This window comes from Paenibacillus shunpengii (genome assembly GCF_042684905.1).
Lineage (GTDB): Bacteria > Bacillota > Bacilli > Paenibacillales > Paenibacillaceae > Paenibacillus > Paenibacillus shunpengii.
In genome coordinates, this window is record NZ_JBHUMJ010000002.1 from 586787 (window position 1) to 602734 (window position 15948).

Annotated in this window: 12 protein-coding genes; 10 read left to right on the top strand and 2 right to left on the bottom strand. The window is 47.6% G+C overall.

Translation table 11 applies throughout. The annotated features are described in order from the left end of the window. Nucleotides 1–224 precede the first annotated feature (224 nt). Nucleotides 225–1229: a helix-turn-helix transcriptional regulator gene (locus ACFSVM_RS02570; protein ID WP_076312058.1), complete on the top strand. Its 1005-nt coding sequence runs from the start codon at nt 225–227 to the stop codon at nt 1227–1229. A gap of 11 nt (nt 1230–1240) precedes the next feature. On the opposite strand, the gene ACFSVM_RS02575 is transcribed toward ACFSVM_RS02570, so the two are convergent. Then, nucleotides 1241–1915, bottom strand: a complete 675-nt coding sequence (locus tag ACFSVM_RS02575) for a 3'-5' exonuclease (RefSeq protein WP_076312057.1) — start codon at nt 1913–1915, stop codon at nt 1241–1243. Between the two features lie 482 nt (nt 1916–2397). Here ACFSVM_RS02575 and ACFSVM_RS02580 point away from each other — a divergent pair, with 482 nt between their 5' ends. Then, on the top strand, nt 2398–4149 hold the full coding sequence (locus tag ACFSVM_RS02580) for a proline--tRNA ligase (protein WP_076312055.1): 1752 nt from the start codon (nt 2398–2400) through the stop codon (nt 4147–4149). Nucleotides 4150–4590: 441 nt separating this feature from the next. On the opposite strand, the gene ACFSVM_RS02585 is transcribed toward ACFSVM_RS02580, so the two are convergent. After that, nucleotides 4591–6420, bottom strand: a complete 1830-nt coding sequence (locus ACFSVM_RS02585; protein WP_076312054.1) for a 5'-nucleotidase C-terminal domain-containing protein — start codon at nt 6418–6420, stop codon at nt 4591–4593. 360 nt (nt 6421–6780) lie between these two features. On the opposite strand from ACFSVM_RS02585, the gene ACFSVM_RS02590 reads away from it, so the two are divergent. The 8 genes from ACFSVM_RS02590 (at nt 6781) to ACFSVM_RS02625 (ending at nt 15839) form a co-directional block, all read left to right on the top strand. Continuing rightward, nucleotides 6781–6954, top strand: coding sequence for a hypothetical protein (locus tag ACFSVM_RS02590; RefSeq protein WP_179085524.1), 174 nt, complete (start codon nt 6781–6783; stop codon nt 6952–6954). A 478-nt stretch (nt 6955–7432) separates the two neighbouring features. After that, complete coding sequence (locus tag ACFSVM_RS02595; protein ID WP_379260242.1) at nt 7433–8422, top strand: ABC transporter ATP-binding protein; 990 nt, start codon at nt 7433–7435, stop codon at nt 8420–8422. Beyond that, on the top strand, nt 8419–9399 hold the full coding sequence (locus tag ACFSVM_RS02600; RefSeq protein ID WP_379260244.1) for an ABC transporter ATP-binding protein: 981 nt from the start codon (nt 8419–8421) through the stop codon (nt 9397–9399). The genes ACFSVM_RS02595 and ACFSVM_RS02600 overlap by 4 nt, the downstream gene beginning before the upstream one ends. Nucleotides 9400–9430: 31 nt before the next feature. Continuing rightward, nucleotides 9431–11086: an ABC transporter substrate-binding protein gene (locus ACFSVM_RS02605; protein ID WP_076312051.1), complete on the top strand. Its 1656-nt coding sequence runs from the start codon at nt 9431–9433 to the stop codon at nt 11084–11086. A gap of 137 nt (nt 11087–11223) precedes the next feature. Then, a complete protein-coding gene (locus ACFSVM_RS02610) occupies nt 11224–12228 on the top strand; it encodes an ABC transporter permease (RefSeq protein WP_090726386.1) in 1005 nt (334 codons plus the stop codon). Between the two features lie 11 nt (nt 12229–12239). Continuing rightward, the gene (gene nikC / locus ACFSVM_RS02615; protein ID WP_379260247.1) at nt 12240–13136 is read left to right on the top strand and encodes a nickel transporter permease; all 897 of its coding nucleotides are present in this window, start codon (nt 12240–12242) and stop codon (nt 13134–13136) included. 325 nt (nt 13137–13461) lie between these two features. Continuing rightward, on the top strand, nt 13462–14874 hold the full coding sequence (locus ACFSVM_RS02620; protein ID WP_047912221.1) for a deoxyguanosinetriphosphate triphosphohydrolase family protein: 1413 nt from the start codon (nt 13462–13464) through the stop codon (nt 14872–14874). Nucleotides 14875–14894: 20 nt separating this feature from the next. Beyond that, nucleotides 14895–15839, top strand: coding sequence for an MsnO8 family LLM class oxidoreductase (locus ACFSVM_RS02625; RefSeq protein ID WP_379260249.1), 945 nt, complete (start codon nt 14895–14897; stop codon nt 15837–15839). Nucleotides 15840–15948: the final 109 nt, after the last annotated feature.

Here is a 15948-nt window from a genome sequence, read left to right on the forward strand (position 1 = left end):
TGATGACGAACAGTCTAGAACGATATCATCCGTTGTCTGCAGCGTTTATTATCGTATGAAGTTATACATAATGAAATAAAGGGTAATAACCGATATAAGTCTAAAGTACTATGTGAAAGGATGACGATAAGAATTTTACTAGATAGAATGGACTATATGGATAGATAGCTATAGAACATGAGTTCATTTTAATATGTTGAGTTTATCGTTGCAGGAGGATACGCATGACAGAGCGACTTATTCGATTAATGCGCATTATTACCTTGGTACAAGCGAAGCCTGGTATCTTGGCGAGAGAGCTTGCTGAACGCTGTGAGACGACGGAGCGTACAATTTACAGAGATATGGATGCCCTAAGTGCGATGCATATTCCGGTTGTGAATATGGGACATGGCAGGGGTTATCAATTTATTAGCCGATTTGCACTTTATCCGCTGAACTGGACAGAGGAGGAAGATGCAGCCTTTGCAAAAGTAGCAGAGGAGATGGATCAGATTAAGCCGATCCTGCCCTCTGCTTTTGAAAGTGCTTATGAGAAGGTCATGGCTGCAAGCCTTAAGAAGAACAATGAGCGAGTAGAATGGGCTGAGCAATTTGCAGCGGTTATGAAGCTGGGAGCTGGTTATGACACTGAGCAGGATGAGAAGGTACTCGTATCCATTATCCAAGCTTCTGTCTATCAGAATACGATGGAAGTGGCGTACTCTTCACCAGCTGAAGGAACAGAGGGATATATGGATGGAGGAGCTGGCGATCGGCTAAGAATTGATCCCTATTATCTGCTTCCGAAGGAGCATCATTTCTATGTAATTGGTCATTGTCATCAAACGAATCGTGTTGAAGCTCTCCGGATGAGCTGTATCAGAGAGGTAGAAATCATGACACAGACATTCCGACGCGAAACAGCGGAGCTGCAATCGTTTTTTAAAGAAACATGGTCTGTACATAAAGGTCACGAGCACACTACATACAAGGTTCGATTTAAGGCGCATGCTGCAGATCGGGTTAGAAGAAGTGAGATGCTGGTACAACCCGTGTTAATAGAGGAGCCAGGAGGAAGCCTGCTTCTTGAGGTAACCTTGAATGATCATAAGGAGTTCATGGACTGGCTTGTCCAATTTGGATCAGATGCGGAAATTCTCGAGCCCCCGCAGTATCGAAATGAGTTGCGAGCGAGGCTCAAGACTTGGCTGGCGTTGTATGAGAATGAGGGTGGTATAGAGGCTTAATATTACGAATATCACGAATCGGACGATCCCAGCAATTTTGCCAGATCTCCAAATGGATTGTGCTTGTCTTCATCTCCGCTGGAATATACGAGCTTGGATTTGGTTCCTTCCTCTTCGGCCGCATTATTCTGCTCCAGCTTGAGTTGGTTGAAATGATGGATAAATACTTTGGCTGTATTCAGAGCGTCATCCAGTGCACGGTGCTGGGTTCCATCAAACTCGATGCCGCATAGCATTAGGGCCTGACTAAGGCCAAGCTGACGTGGACCGCCTTCTTTGCGAAGGATTCGCGAGATTTGTTTCTGTACATCGTTATGATTCATGATCCAGTTGACCTTCATTTGGTGTGTACGGCAATGGGAGACGAATTTGCTCTTATCATCCGGACCCCATGAGCATAGATAGTAGGACTCAGGAAGCCAGTTAATGAGCTCCTTCACTGCTTCAGGGAACAGCGGAGCTGCGTCGATATCCTTTTGTGTAATGCCTGTAAACTGGATGGTGTCCGCAGAGAGCACCGATTTATTAGATGGTCTTACATACGTGTGGAATGTATCCATTACAGCCAGTGTGCCTTCTTCGCCCACGGGAGCTACCCTGACTGCACCGATATCAATAATTTCAGAAGTGTAGCGTGTGCTTCGACTAACGGTAAATTCCAAATCATAAATAATATAATCTAACATGATTAATAACTCCTTTCTGCTTGAGATGAGGCCTGTATACTATATTACCTGGTAGCTGCAAGACTGTCAGCGTATTTTCTTTCCACTTGGTGTTTAGAATGATAGAAGTGAGCACGTTATATGGAAAAGGATTGACAATAATCAGTAAATCTATTATTCTGCTCTGTAAAATGTGAACAGCAATGAACAAGGACATGGTATATGGTAATAGCTTCCTGTCAGAGAAGAGATCCGTTAGTGCTGAGAGATCTCCAGGCAAGCTTCTTATACTCCTACCTTGGAGCTGCATGTGGATAGGTTATTTGTTTGTATCCATTTGCCGGAAGCTCGGCACGTTAAGCCGAAACAGAGGATCTCGCTTTGAAGGAAGGGCATGCCCGGCTTGTTCGAGCAAGATTAAAATTAGGGTGGTACCACGACACTTTCGTCCCTGACGAGAGTGTCTTTTTTGCGTTTTAGCACACACAAGGAGGATTACCAGTATGAAACAAAGTCAGCTGCTCGCCCCAACCTTAAGAGAAGCGCCTGCAGAAGCGGAGATCAGTAGTCACAAACTGCTGCTGCGTTCAGGCATGATTCGACAAACGGCTTCTGGAGTGTACAGCTTCTTACCACTGGGGAGAAGAGTGCTTCTTAAGATTGAGCGAATTATTCGTGAAGAAATGGACCGTATTGGTGCACAAGAGACCTTGCTGCCTTCCTTGCAGCCGCTTGAGCTATGGGACGAATCCGGGAGATCAGACGATTATGGACCAGAGCTGATGAGATTACAAGATCGGCATGAACGTCCTTTTGCGCTGGGGCCAACTCACGAAGAAGTCATTACATCTCTTGTACGTGATAATGTGCAGAGCTACCGCCAGCTGCCTGTGACACTCTATCAGATCAGTACCAAATATCGGGACGAGCGAAGACCTCGATTTGGTGTGCTTCGCGGCCGGGAATTTATAATGAAGGATGCATACTCGTTCTCGTCGACATATGAGGATTTGGATACGACCTATACAGCAATGAGTGAAGCTTACTCCCGCATATTCACACGCCTGGGTCTGAGATTCAAGCAGGTCGAAGCCGATGCCGGAACGATTGGAGGCAGTGGTGAGACCCATGAGTATATGGCACTTGCGGACATCGGTGAAGATACCATTGTTTTCTGTACCCACTGCGACTATGCTGCTAATCTGGAGAAGGCGCGGTATGGAATCGGTCCGAATCAGGATAACAGCAAAGCTCTGGATGCCGCGCAGGAGCAGCATAGAACTACGGCTAAGGTGAAGGTACACACACCGGGTGTGAAGACCATTAGCGAATTAACACTTTTTTTAAAAATGGCAGCTCAAGATGTAATCAAGACCTTGCTATATGTGGCTGATGGCAGACCTATAGCCGTGCTTATTCGCGGCGATCATGAGGTCAATGAGATTAAACTGCAGAAGGTGCTTGGAGCACACACCCTTGAACTCATGCCGGAAGAAATGAGCAGAGAGCTAAATCTGCCTGTTGGATATCTGGGTCCATATGATCTTTCGATGACAGTCATTGCTGACCACGCGGTCGCGAAGATGACGACGAGTGTTACTGGCGCTGGAGAGCAGGACTATCATTACGTTCAGTCCGTGCCTGGACTGGATTTCACTTGGGATGAAGTTCATGATGTGAGAAATGCAGCCAGCGGTGATACTTGTCCCTCATGCGGTACAGCGCTGTCCTTCGAGCGAGGGATCGAAGTAGGGCATATATTCAAATTGGGTACAAAATATAGCGATGCAATGGGAGCTTCTGTCCTCGATCAGCAAGGGCAGCCGCAGGTGCCGATCATGGGATGCTACGGAATTGGAGTGTCGCGTTTAGTGGGAGCTGTGGCAGAGCAATATGCCGAGGACGGTATGATGCACTGGCCTGCATCGATTGCCCCGTATCATGTGCATATTATTCCTGTATCAAGCAAGGATTCGGTTCAGATGGAGCTTGCTAACGAGATGGAGAAAGCCTTGTCTCAGCTGGGACTCGAAATCCTGGTCGATGATCGCGATGAACGGCCGGGAGTCAAATTCAAGGATGCTGATTTGTTCGGGATACCGCTGAGAATTATTGTAGGAAGAGAGGCTGCCGACGGGCGAGTGGAATGCAAGCTGTATACCGAAGCGAAGCCTGAAGGAAGTCTTGCGTCCAGCTGTTCTCTAGCGGAAATTATTGATCTGGCGAAGCTGCATCTTATACCCTATTTGAGATAGTCAAAATGGATAATATAATATATTCGATTCTGCAAGATTTGACCCTGCCATATATCCTAACCTTGGTATAGAGGCAATCTATCATTTTCTGATAGCTGACATTAAATGGCTGGAAACAGAGAAAAGTCCTGAACCTTGAGTTCAGGACTTTTCTTGAATGGCATCAAGCTTAGATCAAAATCTAATGTCGTCATATGATATTCTTCGTCTTACTTATCTCGTGGGTTTGCTATAAAGATCATTCATAGGTTAGTGTGACTTAGTACCTATTCGGTACGTAAATTATTACATATGTCACACTCGATTCACTCCTAAATAATTACTATATAACTATAATATCGGATTCTTGTTAAGGATATTAATAGTTTTTTGAATATTTTTAGAATTTATTTAGAAGCCCAGCCCATTTCATACGACTTTTGATCTATAGATAGTGCGTTTTTAAGAAGCAGAAGGTAATTTTAATGTTTGACCTGGATAAATCCAGTGAGCATTTTTAATCTTGTTGAGCTTTTGGATCGTTTGCCAGGTTGTACCGTGTTTCTTCGAGATCGAGTAGAGTGTATCACCAGATTTAACGACATATACCTTTGGTTTCTCGACAGAAGGTGTTGTTGGTTTCGTTGGTTTCGTTGGTTTGGTCGTTGTATCTGGTTGTTCTTCTTCCACTGGTGCTTCTGGAGCCGGTGTCTCTTCTACAGGAGTGGTTACTGTAGGAGCTGCGGCTTCTGCGATACGTCCGTCTGTCGTTACAGCCGCACTTCCCAGCTTCTGCAGATGTGTAATCAATGCTTCGTCTAGGGAGCCGTACATACCGGCTTGAGCATACTTGGTAAACATTTCATATTCGTCACCGCCGATAGCAGTGAAATCATTCGTTGCCAGTGTGTAAGTAGCTTCAGGATCAATAGGCTCGTTGCCTACCATTACGGAATGCACGCGGCTTCCTGGCTCCTTGGCTGGATCAATCTTAAAGCTGAAACCGGAGATTTGCGGGAATCCGCCGCTCGCTTCAGGATAGCTTTTTACTCCGTTCTCTAAGGCAGCAATGACGTCTTCACCTTTAACATTCAAAGTAACGATCTGATTACCAAATGGAAGAACCGTGATAACCTCTCCTTTGGTTACCTCACCCTTCTCAATCGAAGCACGAATTCCACCGCCATTGGTAAGGGCAATATCAGCACCAGATACTTCACGAAGTGCATCTGCGATCAGATCACCCAGATTCGTCTCGCCTGCACGAACCTTCTCGCGTGTACCTTCCAGATCTGTGGAGATCGTAGCAACGACTTCATCCAGAATTGGCGCTTGTTCTTCTGTAACAGAAGCCACAAGAGCAGCTACTTTCTCGTTAGGAGCGATGCCTGCAGCTTCGGTCTCATCAATCAAGGTTGCTTTCTTGGAGACGACTTTGCCTTCATCTACCCATAGATCAACCACACCGACATAATTCGTATATTCGCCGGCGCTTGCAACGAGTGTACCATTGTCAGCAACGAATCCGTCCTCCAGCACCGTATGGCTGTGTCCGTCGATATAGATATCAATGCCGTCGACTTCGTCCAGAATGTCAAAGGTGTTGTCCATATCTGAATCATCTTGACCGATATGGGCGAGCATAACGACAACATCTACTTCATCGCGGATTTCATCTACATATTTTTGAGCTTCATCCGAAGGATCGGTAAAATCGATGTCATCTACGTTCTTAGGGTTCGTCTTATAAGCTGTCTCTGGCGTTGTTAATCCAATGATACCGATCTTAACTCCATCTACTTCTTTAATAATATAAGGCTCGTACAGGCTTGTCCCATCGCTTTTGAGTCTTACGTTAGCACTGATCGTTGGGAAATTAAGCTTGTCAGTCAGTGTAACGAGATGCTCCCAGCCATAATTGAATTCATGATTGCCGGGAACGAAGGCATCATAGCCCATCTCGTTCATGACTTTTATAATACTCTCTCCATTTACCAGTGTAGCAAAGGTCGTCCCGTGTACAGCGTCCCCTGCATCGAGAAACAGGGTGTTCGGGTTCTCCGCACGGTATTTGTCAAAAATCCCTGCTACCTTGGCGTAGCCCATATTCGGTGAAGACTCAACTGCGCGGGCGTGTGAATCATTCGTATGTAATAGTGTAATGTGTGTCCCGCTGTTGTTCGGAGTAGAAACAGAACCTGTTGTTTCTGAAGCGGCGCTGGCAAGTCCTAAAGAACTAAATAATAGTGCAGCAGCCGCAGCTGAAGAAATTGCTGTTTTCCATTTAAACATAGATGGCCAACCCTCCCAAATTTTAACTTAAGCACATTCTATCAAAGAAATTAAATATAATCTTCATCATTTATGTAAAATATCTGCCGCCAACTTGACGTGAGGGTCTTTTTTTCACAAATTGTTACAAAATAGCTCGAAGTATACCATATTATCCCTTTGCGGTAAGTTTCTATTCCAGGTCCTGATCTGTTCCTGTGCGATGTACGCGCATCTGAATAACGAAGCAGGCAGGGTTAGGATGACTCCGTCTCGAGACCGATTCATTTTCATACTTGCAGTTCAGACCCTAAGCCGACGCTGAACAGCTGGATTACCGGTACAATGAGTTCAAATAGAGGAACAGGGAGAGGGTTACGGATGAGAGATGAATTGATGGTAAACATGGTACGTGTGGAAGAACTGAAGCTGCATTATCTAGGACATGAGCGGCAGCCTTCGTTCTATAATAATGGGTCAGAGAAGTCTGTTGTAAATAAGACATTAAAGACAAGATTGTTAATTGCGATCTCAAGCCTGTTCGGAAGAGGGTAAGGAGCAGGGGGTTGCAGAGTACAGACGACATAATAGTTCATGTGGAGGCGAATCTTCCCGATAACAGGGATCGTTCGCCTTTTATACGTTAATTTGAAGTTAGAATATATTACATGTTATATATAATATTGAAAACTATGACAGATAACCTATTGAAATTTACCAATATTTACTGTAAAGTATGGACAACTTATCACAAAAACACCCTGCTTCATGTTATTTCTTAAATTTAAACCTCACTATGTCAAACAAATAGACATACTCCGATCTTAATCAACTAGACCATCATCAAATTCCACTTCTCTGTAATGAGCTGCGAAATGGGTTCACCAGACTATTATTTGACCTAAGTTCGATTATTGCAGCTGTCACACTCACCGTTAAATTTCACACTTGTATAGGTGATTTCGGCTATTTGCCGCTCACATAGATTAACTGCCGTATTCATACTTACATTCAAAAAAAAGAGGGGATCAGCATGAGTGAACCTGTACTTCGAATTGAGAATTTGAAGACGTGCTTTATGACAAGCAAGGGGGAAGTGCCTGCTGTAGATGGCGTTGATCTTGCTCTCTATCCCGGTGAAGTTGTTGGTCTCGTCGGAGAGTCCGGCTGCGGGAAGAGCATCACCTCCTTATCGGTCCTCCGGCTTGTGCCAAGCCCTCCTGGAAAAATTGTGGAAGGAGCGATCTATCTCAAGGGCCGTGATCTTGTTCCGCTGAAGGAAAAGGAGATGTGCCGTATTCGCGGCAAGACCATCTCCATGATTTTCCAAGAGCCGATGACATCCTTGAATCCGCTCTTTACCATTGGGCAGCAGTTGATGGAGACCCTTCGTCTTCATGAGCGCATCAGCCGCAAGGAGGCGATGCGTAAGGCGGTCAGTCTGCTGGCCGATGTCGGAATCTCCCGGCCTGACAAGGTTATCAGCCAGTATCCGCATGAATTATCCGGCGGTATGAGACAGCGGGTCATGATTGCAATGGCCATCTCCTGCAACCCGGAAGTGCTGATCGCAGATGAACCGACTACAGCTCTTGACGTGACGATCCAGGCCCAAATTCTCGATTTGCTTCGAGCGAGGAACAAGAAGCACGGTACGGCTGTGCTGATGATTACTCACGATCTCGGCGTCGTGGCTGAAATGTGTGATCGGGTTGCGGTCATGTATGCAGGCAAGGTGGTTGAGCAAGGGACTGTAAGGGACATTTTCAGCCGGCCTCAGCACCCGTACACGCAAGGCCTGATTCGCTCGGTTCCGCGGCTTGCTGATTCCCGCGACCGTTTATATTCCATCCCTGGACAAGTTCCTGTCATGAGCAGTCAGATGAAGGGGTGTCGGTTCGCTTCTCGATGTTCGTATGTCATGGGAATCTGTACGGAACAGCTGCCTGAGCTTACGGAACGAAGCACAGGTCATTACAGCCGCTGCTGGCTGGAGGAGCTTCCACGGGAGGATGCCATATGAAGGAGCCTTTGCTGAATGTCACCAGCTTGAAGAAGTACTATCCTATCCGCAGAGGCGTGCTCGGAAGATTCAGCAAGCATCAGGAGGTCGTGCGAGCTGTAGATGGCCTTTCCTTTGATGTGAACCGGGGAGAAACGTTTGGCATTGTAGGAGAAAGCGGCTGCGGCAAATCGACGGCCGGGCGCTCGCTGCTGCGTCTCATCGAACCTACGGAAGGCAGCGTTCGTTTTGACGGAGTCGAGCTGACAGAGCTGGGCGAGGAAGCGATGCGGAAGAAGAGGAGAGAGATGCAGATCGTATTTCAGGATCCGTATTCTTCGCTTGATCCGCGTCATCCGGTGGGCCGAATTCTGGAGGAGCCGCTCAAGGTGCATGGGATTGGACAAGCTGCCGAGCGGAAAGAACGTGTGCAAGAGCTTATAGATGTCGTGGGGCTGAACCCGTCTCATATTCAGCGCTATCCTCATCAATTCTCAGGCGGCCAGCGGCAGAGAATCGGCATCGCGAGAGCACTTGCCCTGCAGCCGAAGCTTATTTTGCTCGATGAACCTGTATCCGCCCTTGATGTCTCGATTCAATCACAGGTCGTCAACCTGCTGCAGGATTTGCAGGAGCAGTTTGCGCTGACCTACATTTTTATAGCTCATGATCTTAGTGTAGTGAAGCATATCTGCGACAGAGTGGCTGTGATGTACTTGGGGCGGATCGTGGAACTTGCAGATAAGAAGGAGCTGTTTGACAATCCTCAGCATCCTTACACGAAGGCGCTTCTGTCATCTGTTCCGGAGCCCGACCCATTCGTGAAGAAGGAACGGATTGTGCTCACCGGGGAAGTGCCGAGCCCTTCGAATGCACCTCAAGGCTGTGCGTTCCATACCCGTTGTTCCTATGCTGTACCCGTATGCCGAGAAGAACGACCGGCTTTGCTTGAGACGGACAGCCGGCATTTTACGGCCTGCCACTTATATGTTGAATAAATTCAATCAGATACATAGGGGGAATTCGTAGATGAGAAGACGTAAGCATCAGCGAGTATTAGGGTTTGTATTTGCGGTCATGATCATGCTTGCAGGCTGCAGCGGAGGGGGAGGGGGCACCGCAGATCCAGGCAATTCAACAGAGCCGGAAGCATCCGAAGAAACACCGGCTGCTGAAGTGCAGACGGAGCTCGTGATGGGAAGAGGCGGCGATTCAGTAGCGCTCGATCCATCGATTGTCACGGATGGCGAATCACTGAAGATTACGCAGCAGATATTCGACACACTGCTCGGGTATAAACCGGGGACGACAGAGGTGGAAGGTGAGCTTGCCGAGAGCTGGGAAGTATCTACAGATGGACTCAAATATGTGTTCAACCTGAGACCGAATATTAAATTCCATGACGGTACAGAGTTTAATGCAGAGGCTGTTGTCTTCAACTTCACCCGCTGGAACGATCCGGATAGTGAGTTCAAATTCGAAGGTGATTCGTTTGATTACTATGACTCTATGTTTGGGCCGGAAGGAAGCCGGATCATCAAGGAAGTGAAGGCTGTAGACAATCTGACCGTTGAATTCACATTAAATAATCCACAAGCACCATTCCTCCAAAATATTGCGATGCCTTCCTTCGGGATGGCCAGCCCGGCAGCGATTCAGGAGAAGAAGGAGAACTTCAAGAGTGAGCCGGTCGGAACCGGACCCTTCGTCTTCAAGGAGTGGAAACGTAACGATTCCATCACCCTGGAGAAGAATGCCGAGTATTGGAAGGAGGGCCTTCCTAAGCTTGAAAGAGTCATTGTGCGCTCCATACCTGATAACACGGCGAGATTCAATGCCTTACAGAACGGTGAGATCGATCTGATGGAGGACTTGAGTCCAGATCACCTGACAACGCTTGAGAGCAACAGTGAGCTGCAGAAGATTGAACGCCCGCCCTTTAACGTAGCTTATCTGGGCTTTAACTTTAACAACGAGCCGTTTAACGATCCGAAGGTAAGAATAGCGCTGAGCCATGCGGTGAACAAGCAGGGAATTATCGATGCCTTCTTCTCCGGACAAGCGGTACCGGCCGTGAATCCGATGCCGCCGACCCTGTGGGGCTATAATGACGAGATTCAGGATTACGAATATGATCTGGAAAAAGCAAAGCAGCTGCTTGCTGAAGCCGGTTATCCTGATGGGCTGCCAGGCGAATACACCTTCTATGCGATGCCTGTTCCGCGTCCGTACATGCCGGATGGTAGAAAAGTGGCGGAAGTAATCCAGGCGGACTTTGAACAGATTGGCGTAAAGGTAAATATTGAGTCACCAGAATGGGCGACTTATCTTGATGACCTGCAGGCAGGAGAGAAGGAGGATATCTTCATGCTGGGCTGGACTGGAGATAACGGTGATCCGGATAACTTCATCTACACGCTTCTGGACAAGGACGCCATTCCAAGCAATAACTATACCTACTATTCAAGTGACGAGCTGCATACCATCCTGGTCGAAGCTCAGCAGGAGACAGATCAGACCAAACGTGAAGAGCTGTACAAGCAGGCTCAGGTTATCATCAAGGAGGATGCGCCATGGGTTCCTCTCGTGCATACGACACCGCTGCTTGCAGCCACAGCCAATCTTAAGGGACTCGTACTTGCGCCGACAGGCAATGAGTCGTATGAATCGATCTATTTTGAATGAGATATCGCCTGACACGATGAGATTTTTACAGCTCGAAGAAGTTCAAAAATAGCATAGCTGACGGCCGCAGTTTACTGCGGCTTGTTCTTCTTCTCTCTTTATACAACATTTAAATTGACTACAGGCAGGTGAGAGAAATCGGTACATATATTGTCAAAAGACTCTTAGTTCTTATTCCTGTGCTGCTGGGGATGACGATTATCGTATTCTCGATTATTCACGCGATCCCTGGAGACCCTGCGGAGACAATCCTCGGTGAGAAAGCGACAGAAGAATCCAAGCAGGCGCTGCGTGATCAATTGGGGCTCGATAAACCATGGTTAGAGCAATATTTTACGTACTTGAGTGAACTGGTACGAGGTGACCTTGGGGAATCCATCCGCACCAAAATTCCTATTGCCCAGGAAATTGTCCCTTATCTAATGGCGACGCTGGAGCTTGCTCTGGCAAGTATGATCTTCGCCGTCGTTATTGGAGTGAACGCAGGAATTATAAGTGCTTGGCGGCATAATTCTTGGTTTGACTATATCTGTATGGTCATTGCATTAGTAGGGGTATCCATGCCAATCTTCTGGCTTGGTCTGATGGAACAGTGGTTATTCGCTAACGAATTGAAATGGCTGCCTTCAAGCGGCCGCATGAATGTACGGGATCCCATCGAATCCGTTACCGGTCTAAATGTCGTTGATGCGATCATCGCCGGACGTTCTGATCAAATATGGACAGCAGTGAAGCATCTGATCCTGCCAAGTATCGCACTCGGAACGATTCCGATGGCGGTTATTGCCCGAATGACACGTTCCAGCATGCTTGAGGTTATGAGCTCCGATTATATTCGAACTGCGAGAGCGAAGGGCATGCGACAATTTTTTGTCGTTTACAAGCATGCATTAAAGAATGCCTTCATTCCTGTCCTGACAGTTATTGGCCTGCAAATGGGAATGCTGCTGGGCGGAGCTGTGCTGACAGAGACGATCTTTGCCTGGCCCGGTGTCGGGAGATACATCTATGATGCGATAAGCTTCCGGGATTATCCTGTCATACAATCCGGCATTCTGATCATCGCTTTTATCTACGTTCTAATCAATCTGATCGTTGATCTCTTGTATGCGGCGATTGATCCTCGAATTCAGTACAAATAGGAGGGACGGATATGGGACAAGTCAGTCTAGGCAGCGGTAAAGCCGGAGTTGATGCAGCAGAAGAAGTATCCGGTCCATGGCGTGAGGCTATTCGGGGAATTCTTCATCATAAAATGGCAGTAGCAGGGCTCATTATCCTAGTGTTCTTTATCGGCGTTGCGGTATTGGCCCCTCTGCTTACTCCCTATGATTATAAAGAGCAGGTGCTCGCTGATAGACTCAAGCCTCCATCTGCTGAGCATTGGTTTGGTACGGATGATCTGGGTCGTGATGTATTTACCCGTGTGGTGTACGGGGCACGCATTTCCTTATGGGTGGGCTTTGCGTCAGTTGTAGGCTCGATTGTAGTTGGGACGATGCTCGGCATCATTGCAGGATACTATGGAAGATGGCTGGATATGCTGATCTCCCGGCTGTTTGATATCCTGCTTGCCTTTCCAGGTATTCTGCTCGCGATCGCCATCGTTGCCATTCTGGGGCCTTCCTTATTCAATGCACTGGTAGCGATCGCCATCGTCAACATTCCGACCTATGGAAGACTGGTCAGGGCGAGAGTGCTCTCTTTGAAGCAGGAGGAGTACATTACTGCAGCGAAGTCGATTGGTATGAAAAATGGCAGCATCCTCTTAAGTCATGTCCTTCCAAACAGTCTCACTCCCATCATCGTGCAAGGCACGCTCGGGATTGGGACGGGGATTCTGGAAGCTGCCGCACTTGGATTTTTGGGAATGGGAGCCCAGCCTCCTTCTCCGGAGTGGGGGAAGATGCTGTCGGATTCGAGACAATTTATCCAGACCGCACCGTGGACTCTCATTTTTCCTGGCGTATCGATCATGCTGACGGTACTTGGATTTAATCTATTGGGTGACGGGATGCGAGATATTCTCGATCCGAAGATGCGGAGATAGAGGGTGAGGGTACAGCGGGAAGAAAGTGGCTATGATACTTCTAATATAGGTAGCTGAGATAAGTCGCCTCTCATATAGAGATGCGGCTTATTCTTGTAATAATATAGTGGAAGAAGTGTAACTAGTGAAATGATACGCATTGGGGTTATACTGGATACAATTTCACAATAAGAATTCTGCACATTTAATAATGTTCAATTGTAGAATTCTTGGCAATGATTACAGCAGCTAAAGGCATTATGAAATGATTTAGGGTAATAAATAGAATGAAGAGATAGGATTCATTCTTATACAAGTGGAACGTTCAAATCATTGGAGGAGTTATATGGAGAAGCTGAGAGAACATAGACAATATGCTGAACTTAATAAATCGGAAGGATCAAGGGCGACGTATGAACGCGACTATTCCCGTTTGATCCATTCCCCAACCTTTAGAAGACTGCAGGGCAAATCTCAGGTGTTTGGAGCCGGAACAGGTGACTATTATCGGACACGGCTGACACATTCACTTGAGGTGGCCCAGATTGCGCGCGAAGCAGCCAAGAGTCTCTTAAGACGCTACCCCGATGTTGAAGAGCTTCGTGCCGACAATCCGGGACTTGTTATCGATCCCGAGGTCGTCGAATGCGCCTCGATCGCCCATGATTTTGGACATCCTCCGTTCGGTCATAAAGGGGAGGAAGTGCTGGGGAGCATTCTGAACGACTTGATTGAGGATAAGACCTTGTCGATCGTAGATCCCAGCGGAACAGGGAAATCCTCGAACCATCAGTATCGGACCGTAGAAGAGACGATGCGCCGGAAATACGAGCACTTTGAAGGGAATGCCCATAATTTCAGGCTGATCATGTTTCTGGAGAAGCGTGAGAATATAGACGGCCTTAATCTATCGGATGCGGTGCTCCTGGGCATCAATAAATATCCTTATCCCGGCACGGAGAACAGGAAGGGCATGTACCATCATGAATGGAGCTACATTAAGGAGATACGCAGCGAATGGGGCATACCCGCAGGCCAGAAGACTTTGGAAGCGCAGCTGATGGATCTATGTGATGACATTGCGTATTCCGCGCATGATCTGGAGGATGGAATCAAGGCTGGAAAGATTGAGGTGCATGAGCACTTCCTGCACGATCCTTATGTCAAAAGACTGATCGTAGACAAGATTATGACCTTGGATGACCCGTTCTGGATGGGATGGATGCCTGAGAAGATTGAGCCCAAAGTAGATGAGGTACTGAACGAATTCCTGCGGATCTGGAATGAGAAGCTTCCGGGCTGCGATCATGACTATTCCCGTACTCGGCGGGAGGTCAAAGCGTATTGGGTCAGCTTATTCGTAGCGGCTCTGGGAATTATTGATACGGGCGACTGGAAGAAGGTTACTTTTATAAAGGAAGGAAAGGAAGACCTCGACATGCTTCGTACCGTTAGTGTGCTGAAGAGCTTCGCGTGGGTGACGATGATCAAGGATCTGAGAGTCCAGCGCCTGCAAAAAAGAAGCGAGTGGATCATCCGCAGACTCTGGCATGCCTTCAATGATCCGGTTACTTCGAAGGCCATTATTCCAACCGACTGGCTGCAGCGTTATGAGAAGGATCAGGCTCGTCTGAGCCCGATATGGACCTGGGAGCATATGATTATTGATTACATTGCGGGGATGACGGATGCTTTTGCCGAGAAGATATATAACGAGCTCTATGGACTGAAGGTCGGCTCTATATATGACCTGGACTAAGCAGATAAGGAGATTACATCATGATGGAAACGAAGCGAATAGAGCTCGGCATACTGGATCTTGTGCCAAGTCTCATGGACAGCCCGCCGGAAGAAGCAATCCGCAGATCGGTAGAGCTGGCAATGGAAGGGGATCGTCTCGGGTATGCAAGGTATTGGACCTCTGAGCATCACAATCTGCCAGGCGTTGAATCGGCAAGCCCGGAAGTGCTGCTATCCCATATCGGGGCCCGAACCCGCCAGATTAAGCTTGGTTCAGGAGCAGTACTCCTGCCCTATCATCATCCAATTCTAGTGGCAGAAAGATATAACCTGCTCTCTACCCTGTACCCTGGACGAATCGAGCTTGGCATTGGCCGTGCTCCCGGCGGATCTGCCCATCTATCGATGGCTCTGGCGGGCAATTTTCTGCAGAAGGTGGTGGATTATCCGGATCGGGTCAAGGAGCTTCAGCAGCTCCTTCAAGGGGAGTATACCTATGAAGGGGAAGTAGTGGCTGCGAAGCCAGTCCCGGTCAGGGGCCCCAGTCTGTGGATGCTTGGCACGAATGTGAAGAGTGCAGACTATGCTGCAAGTTTAGGCACAGGTTATGTATTTGGCCAATTTATGAGTGAGCACGACGGGGCGGAGATGATTGAGAGATATACGGCAAATTTTGTTCCTTCCAAAAGCATGGTTAGACCTCAGGCCTTTATCGCAGTCAGTGTGATCTGTGCTCCAACGACGGAAGAAGCCCATTCCTGGAAGGAACAAGCTTCCGTCAAGCATCAGGAGAAGTCGTCTCCAGGTCTCCCTGCTGCTGAATATCCAGTCATTGTCGGGAACCCGGAGGAGGTAAGGGAAGAACTCATCAAGCTGAGTGAGCGTACACAATCCAGCAGCCTGCTGATCGCAACCCGTGCCGCCCGTTACGAGCAGAGGCTGGTGACATATCAATTGCTGGCGGAAGCAATGCAGCTCTCCTGATTAGGCAGACTATCATTCTCTATTGAAATAGCCATTGAATTGTACTTTTGCTATATAGCAAAAGAGAAGTAATTACATAGAATGGATAGTAAAAAGGAAGGAGTGATAG

Coding starts and splice junctions, on each gene's coding strand:
- ACFSVM_RS02580 (WP_076312055.1), top strand. CDS start 2,398: ATGAAACAAAGTCAGCTGCTCGCCCCAACCTTAAGAGAAGCGCCTGCA.
- ACFSVM_RS02625 (WP_379260249.1), top strand. CDS start 14,895: ATGATGGAAACGAAGCGAATAGAGCTCGGCATACTGGATCTTGTGCCA.
- ACFSVM_RS02600 (WP_379260244.1), top strand. CDS start 8,419: ATGAAGGAGCCTTTGCTGAATGTCACCAGCTTGAAGAAGTACTATCCT.
- ACFSVM_RS02595 (WP_379260242.1), top strand. CDS start 7,433: ATGAGTGAACCTGTACTTCGAATTGAGAATTTGAAGACGTGCTTTATG.
- ACFSVM_RS02620 (WP_047912221.1), top strand. CDS start 13,462: ATGGAGAAGCTGAGAGAACATAGACAATATGCTGAACTTAATAAATCG.
- ACFSVM_RS02570 (WP_076312058.1), top strand. CDS start 225: ATGACAGAGCGACTTATTCGATTAATGCGCATTATTACCTTGGTACAA.
- ACFSVM_RS02605 (WP_076312051.1), top strand. CDS start 9,431: ATGAGAAGACGTAAGCATCAGCGAGTATTAGGGTTTGTATTTGCGGTC.
- ACFSVM_RS02585 (WP_076312054.1), bottom strand. CDS start 6,420: ATGTTTAAATGGAAAACAGCAATTTCTTCAGCTGCGGCTGCTGCACTA.
- ACFSVM_RS02575 (WP_076312057.1), bottom strand. CDS start 1,915: ATGTTAGATTATATTATTTATGATTTGGAATTTACCGTTAGTCGAAGC.
- nikC (WP_379260247.1), top strand. CDS start 12,240: ATGGGACAAGTCAGTCTAGGCAGCGGTAAAGCCGGAGTTGATGCAGCA.
- ACFSVM_RS02590 (WP_179085524.1), top strand. CDS start 6,781: ATGAGAGATGAATTGATGGTAAACATGGTACGTGTGGAAGAACTGAAG.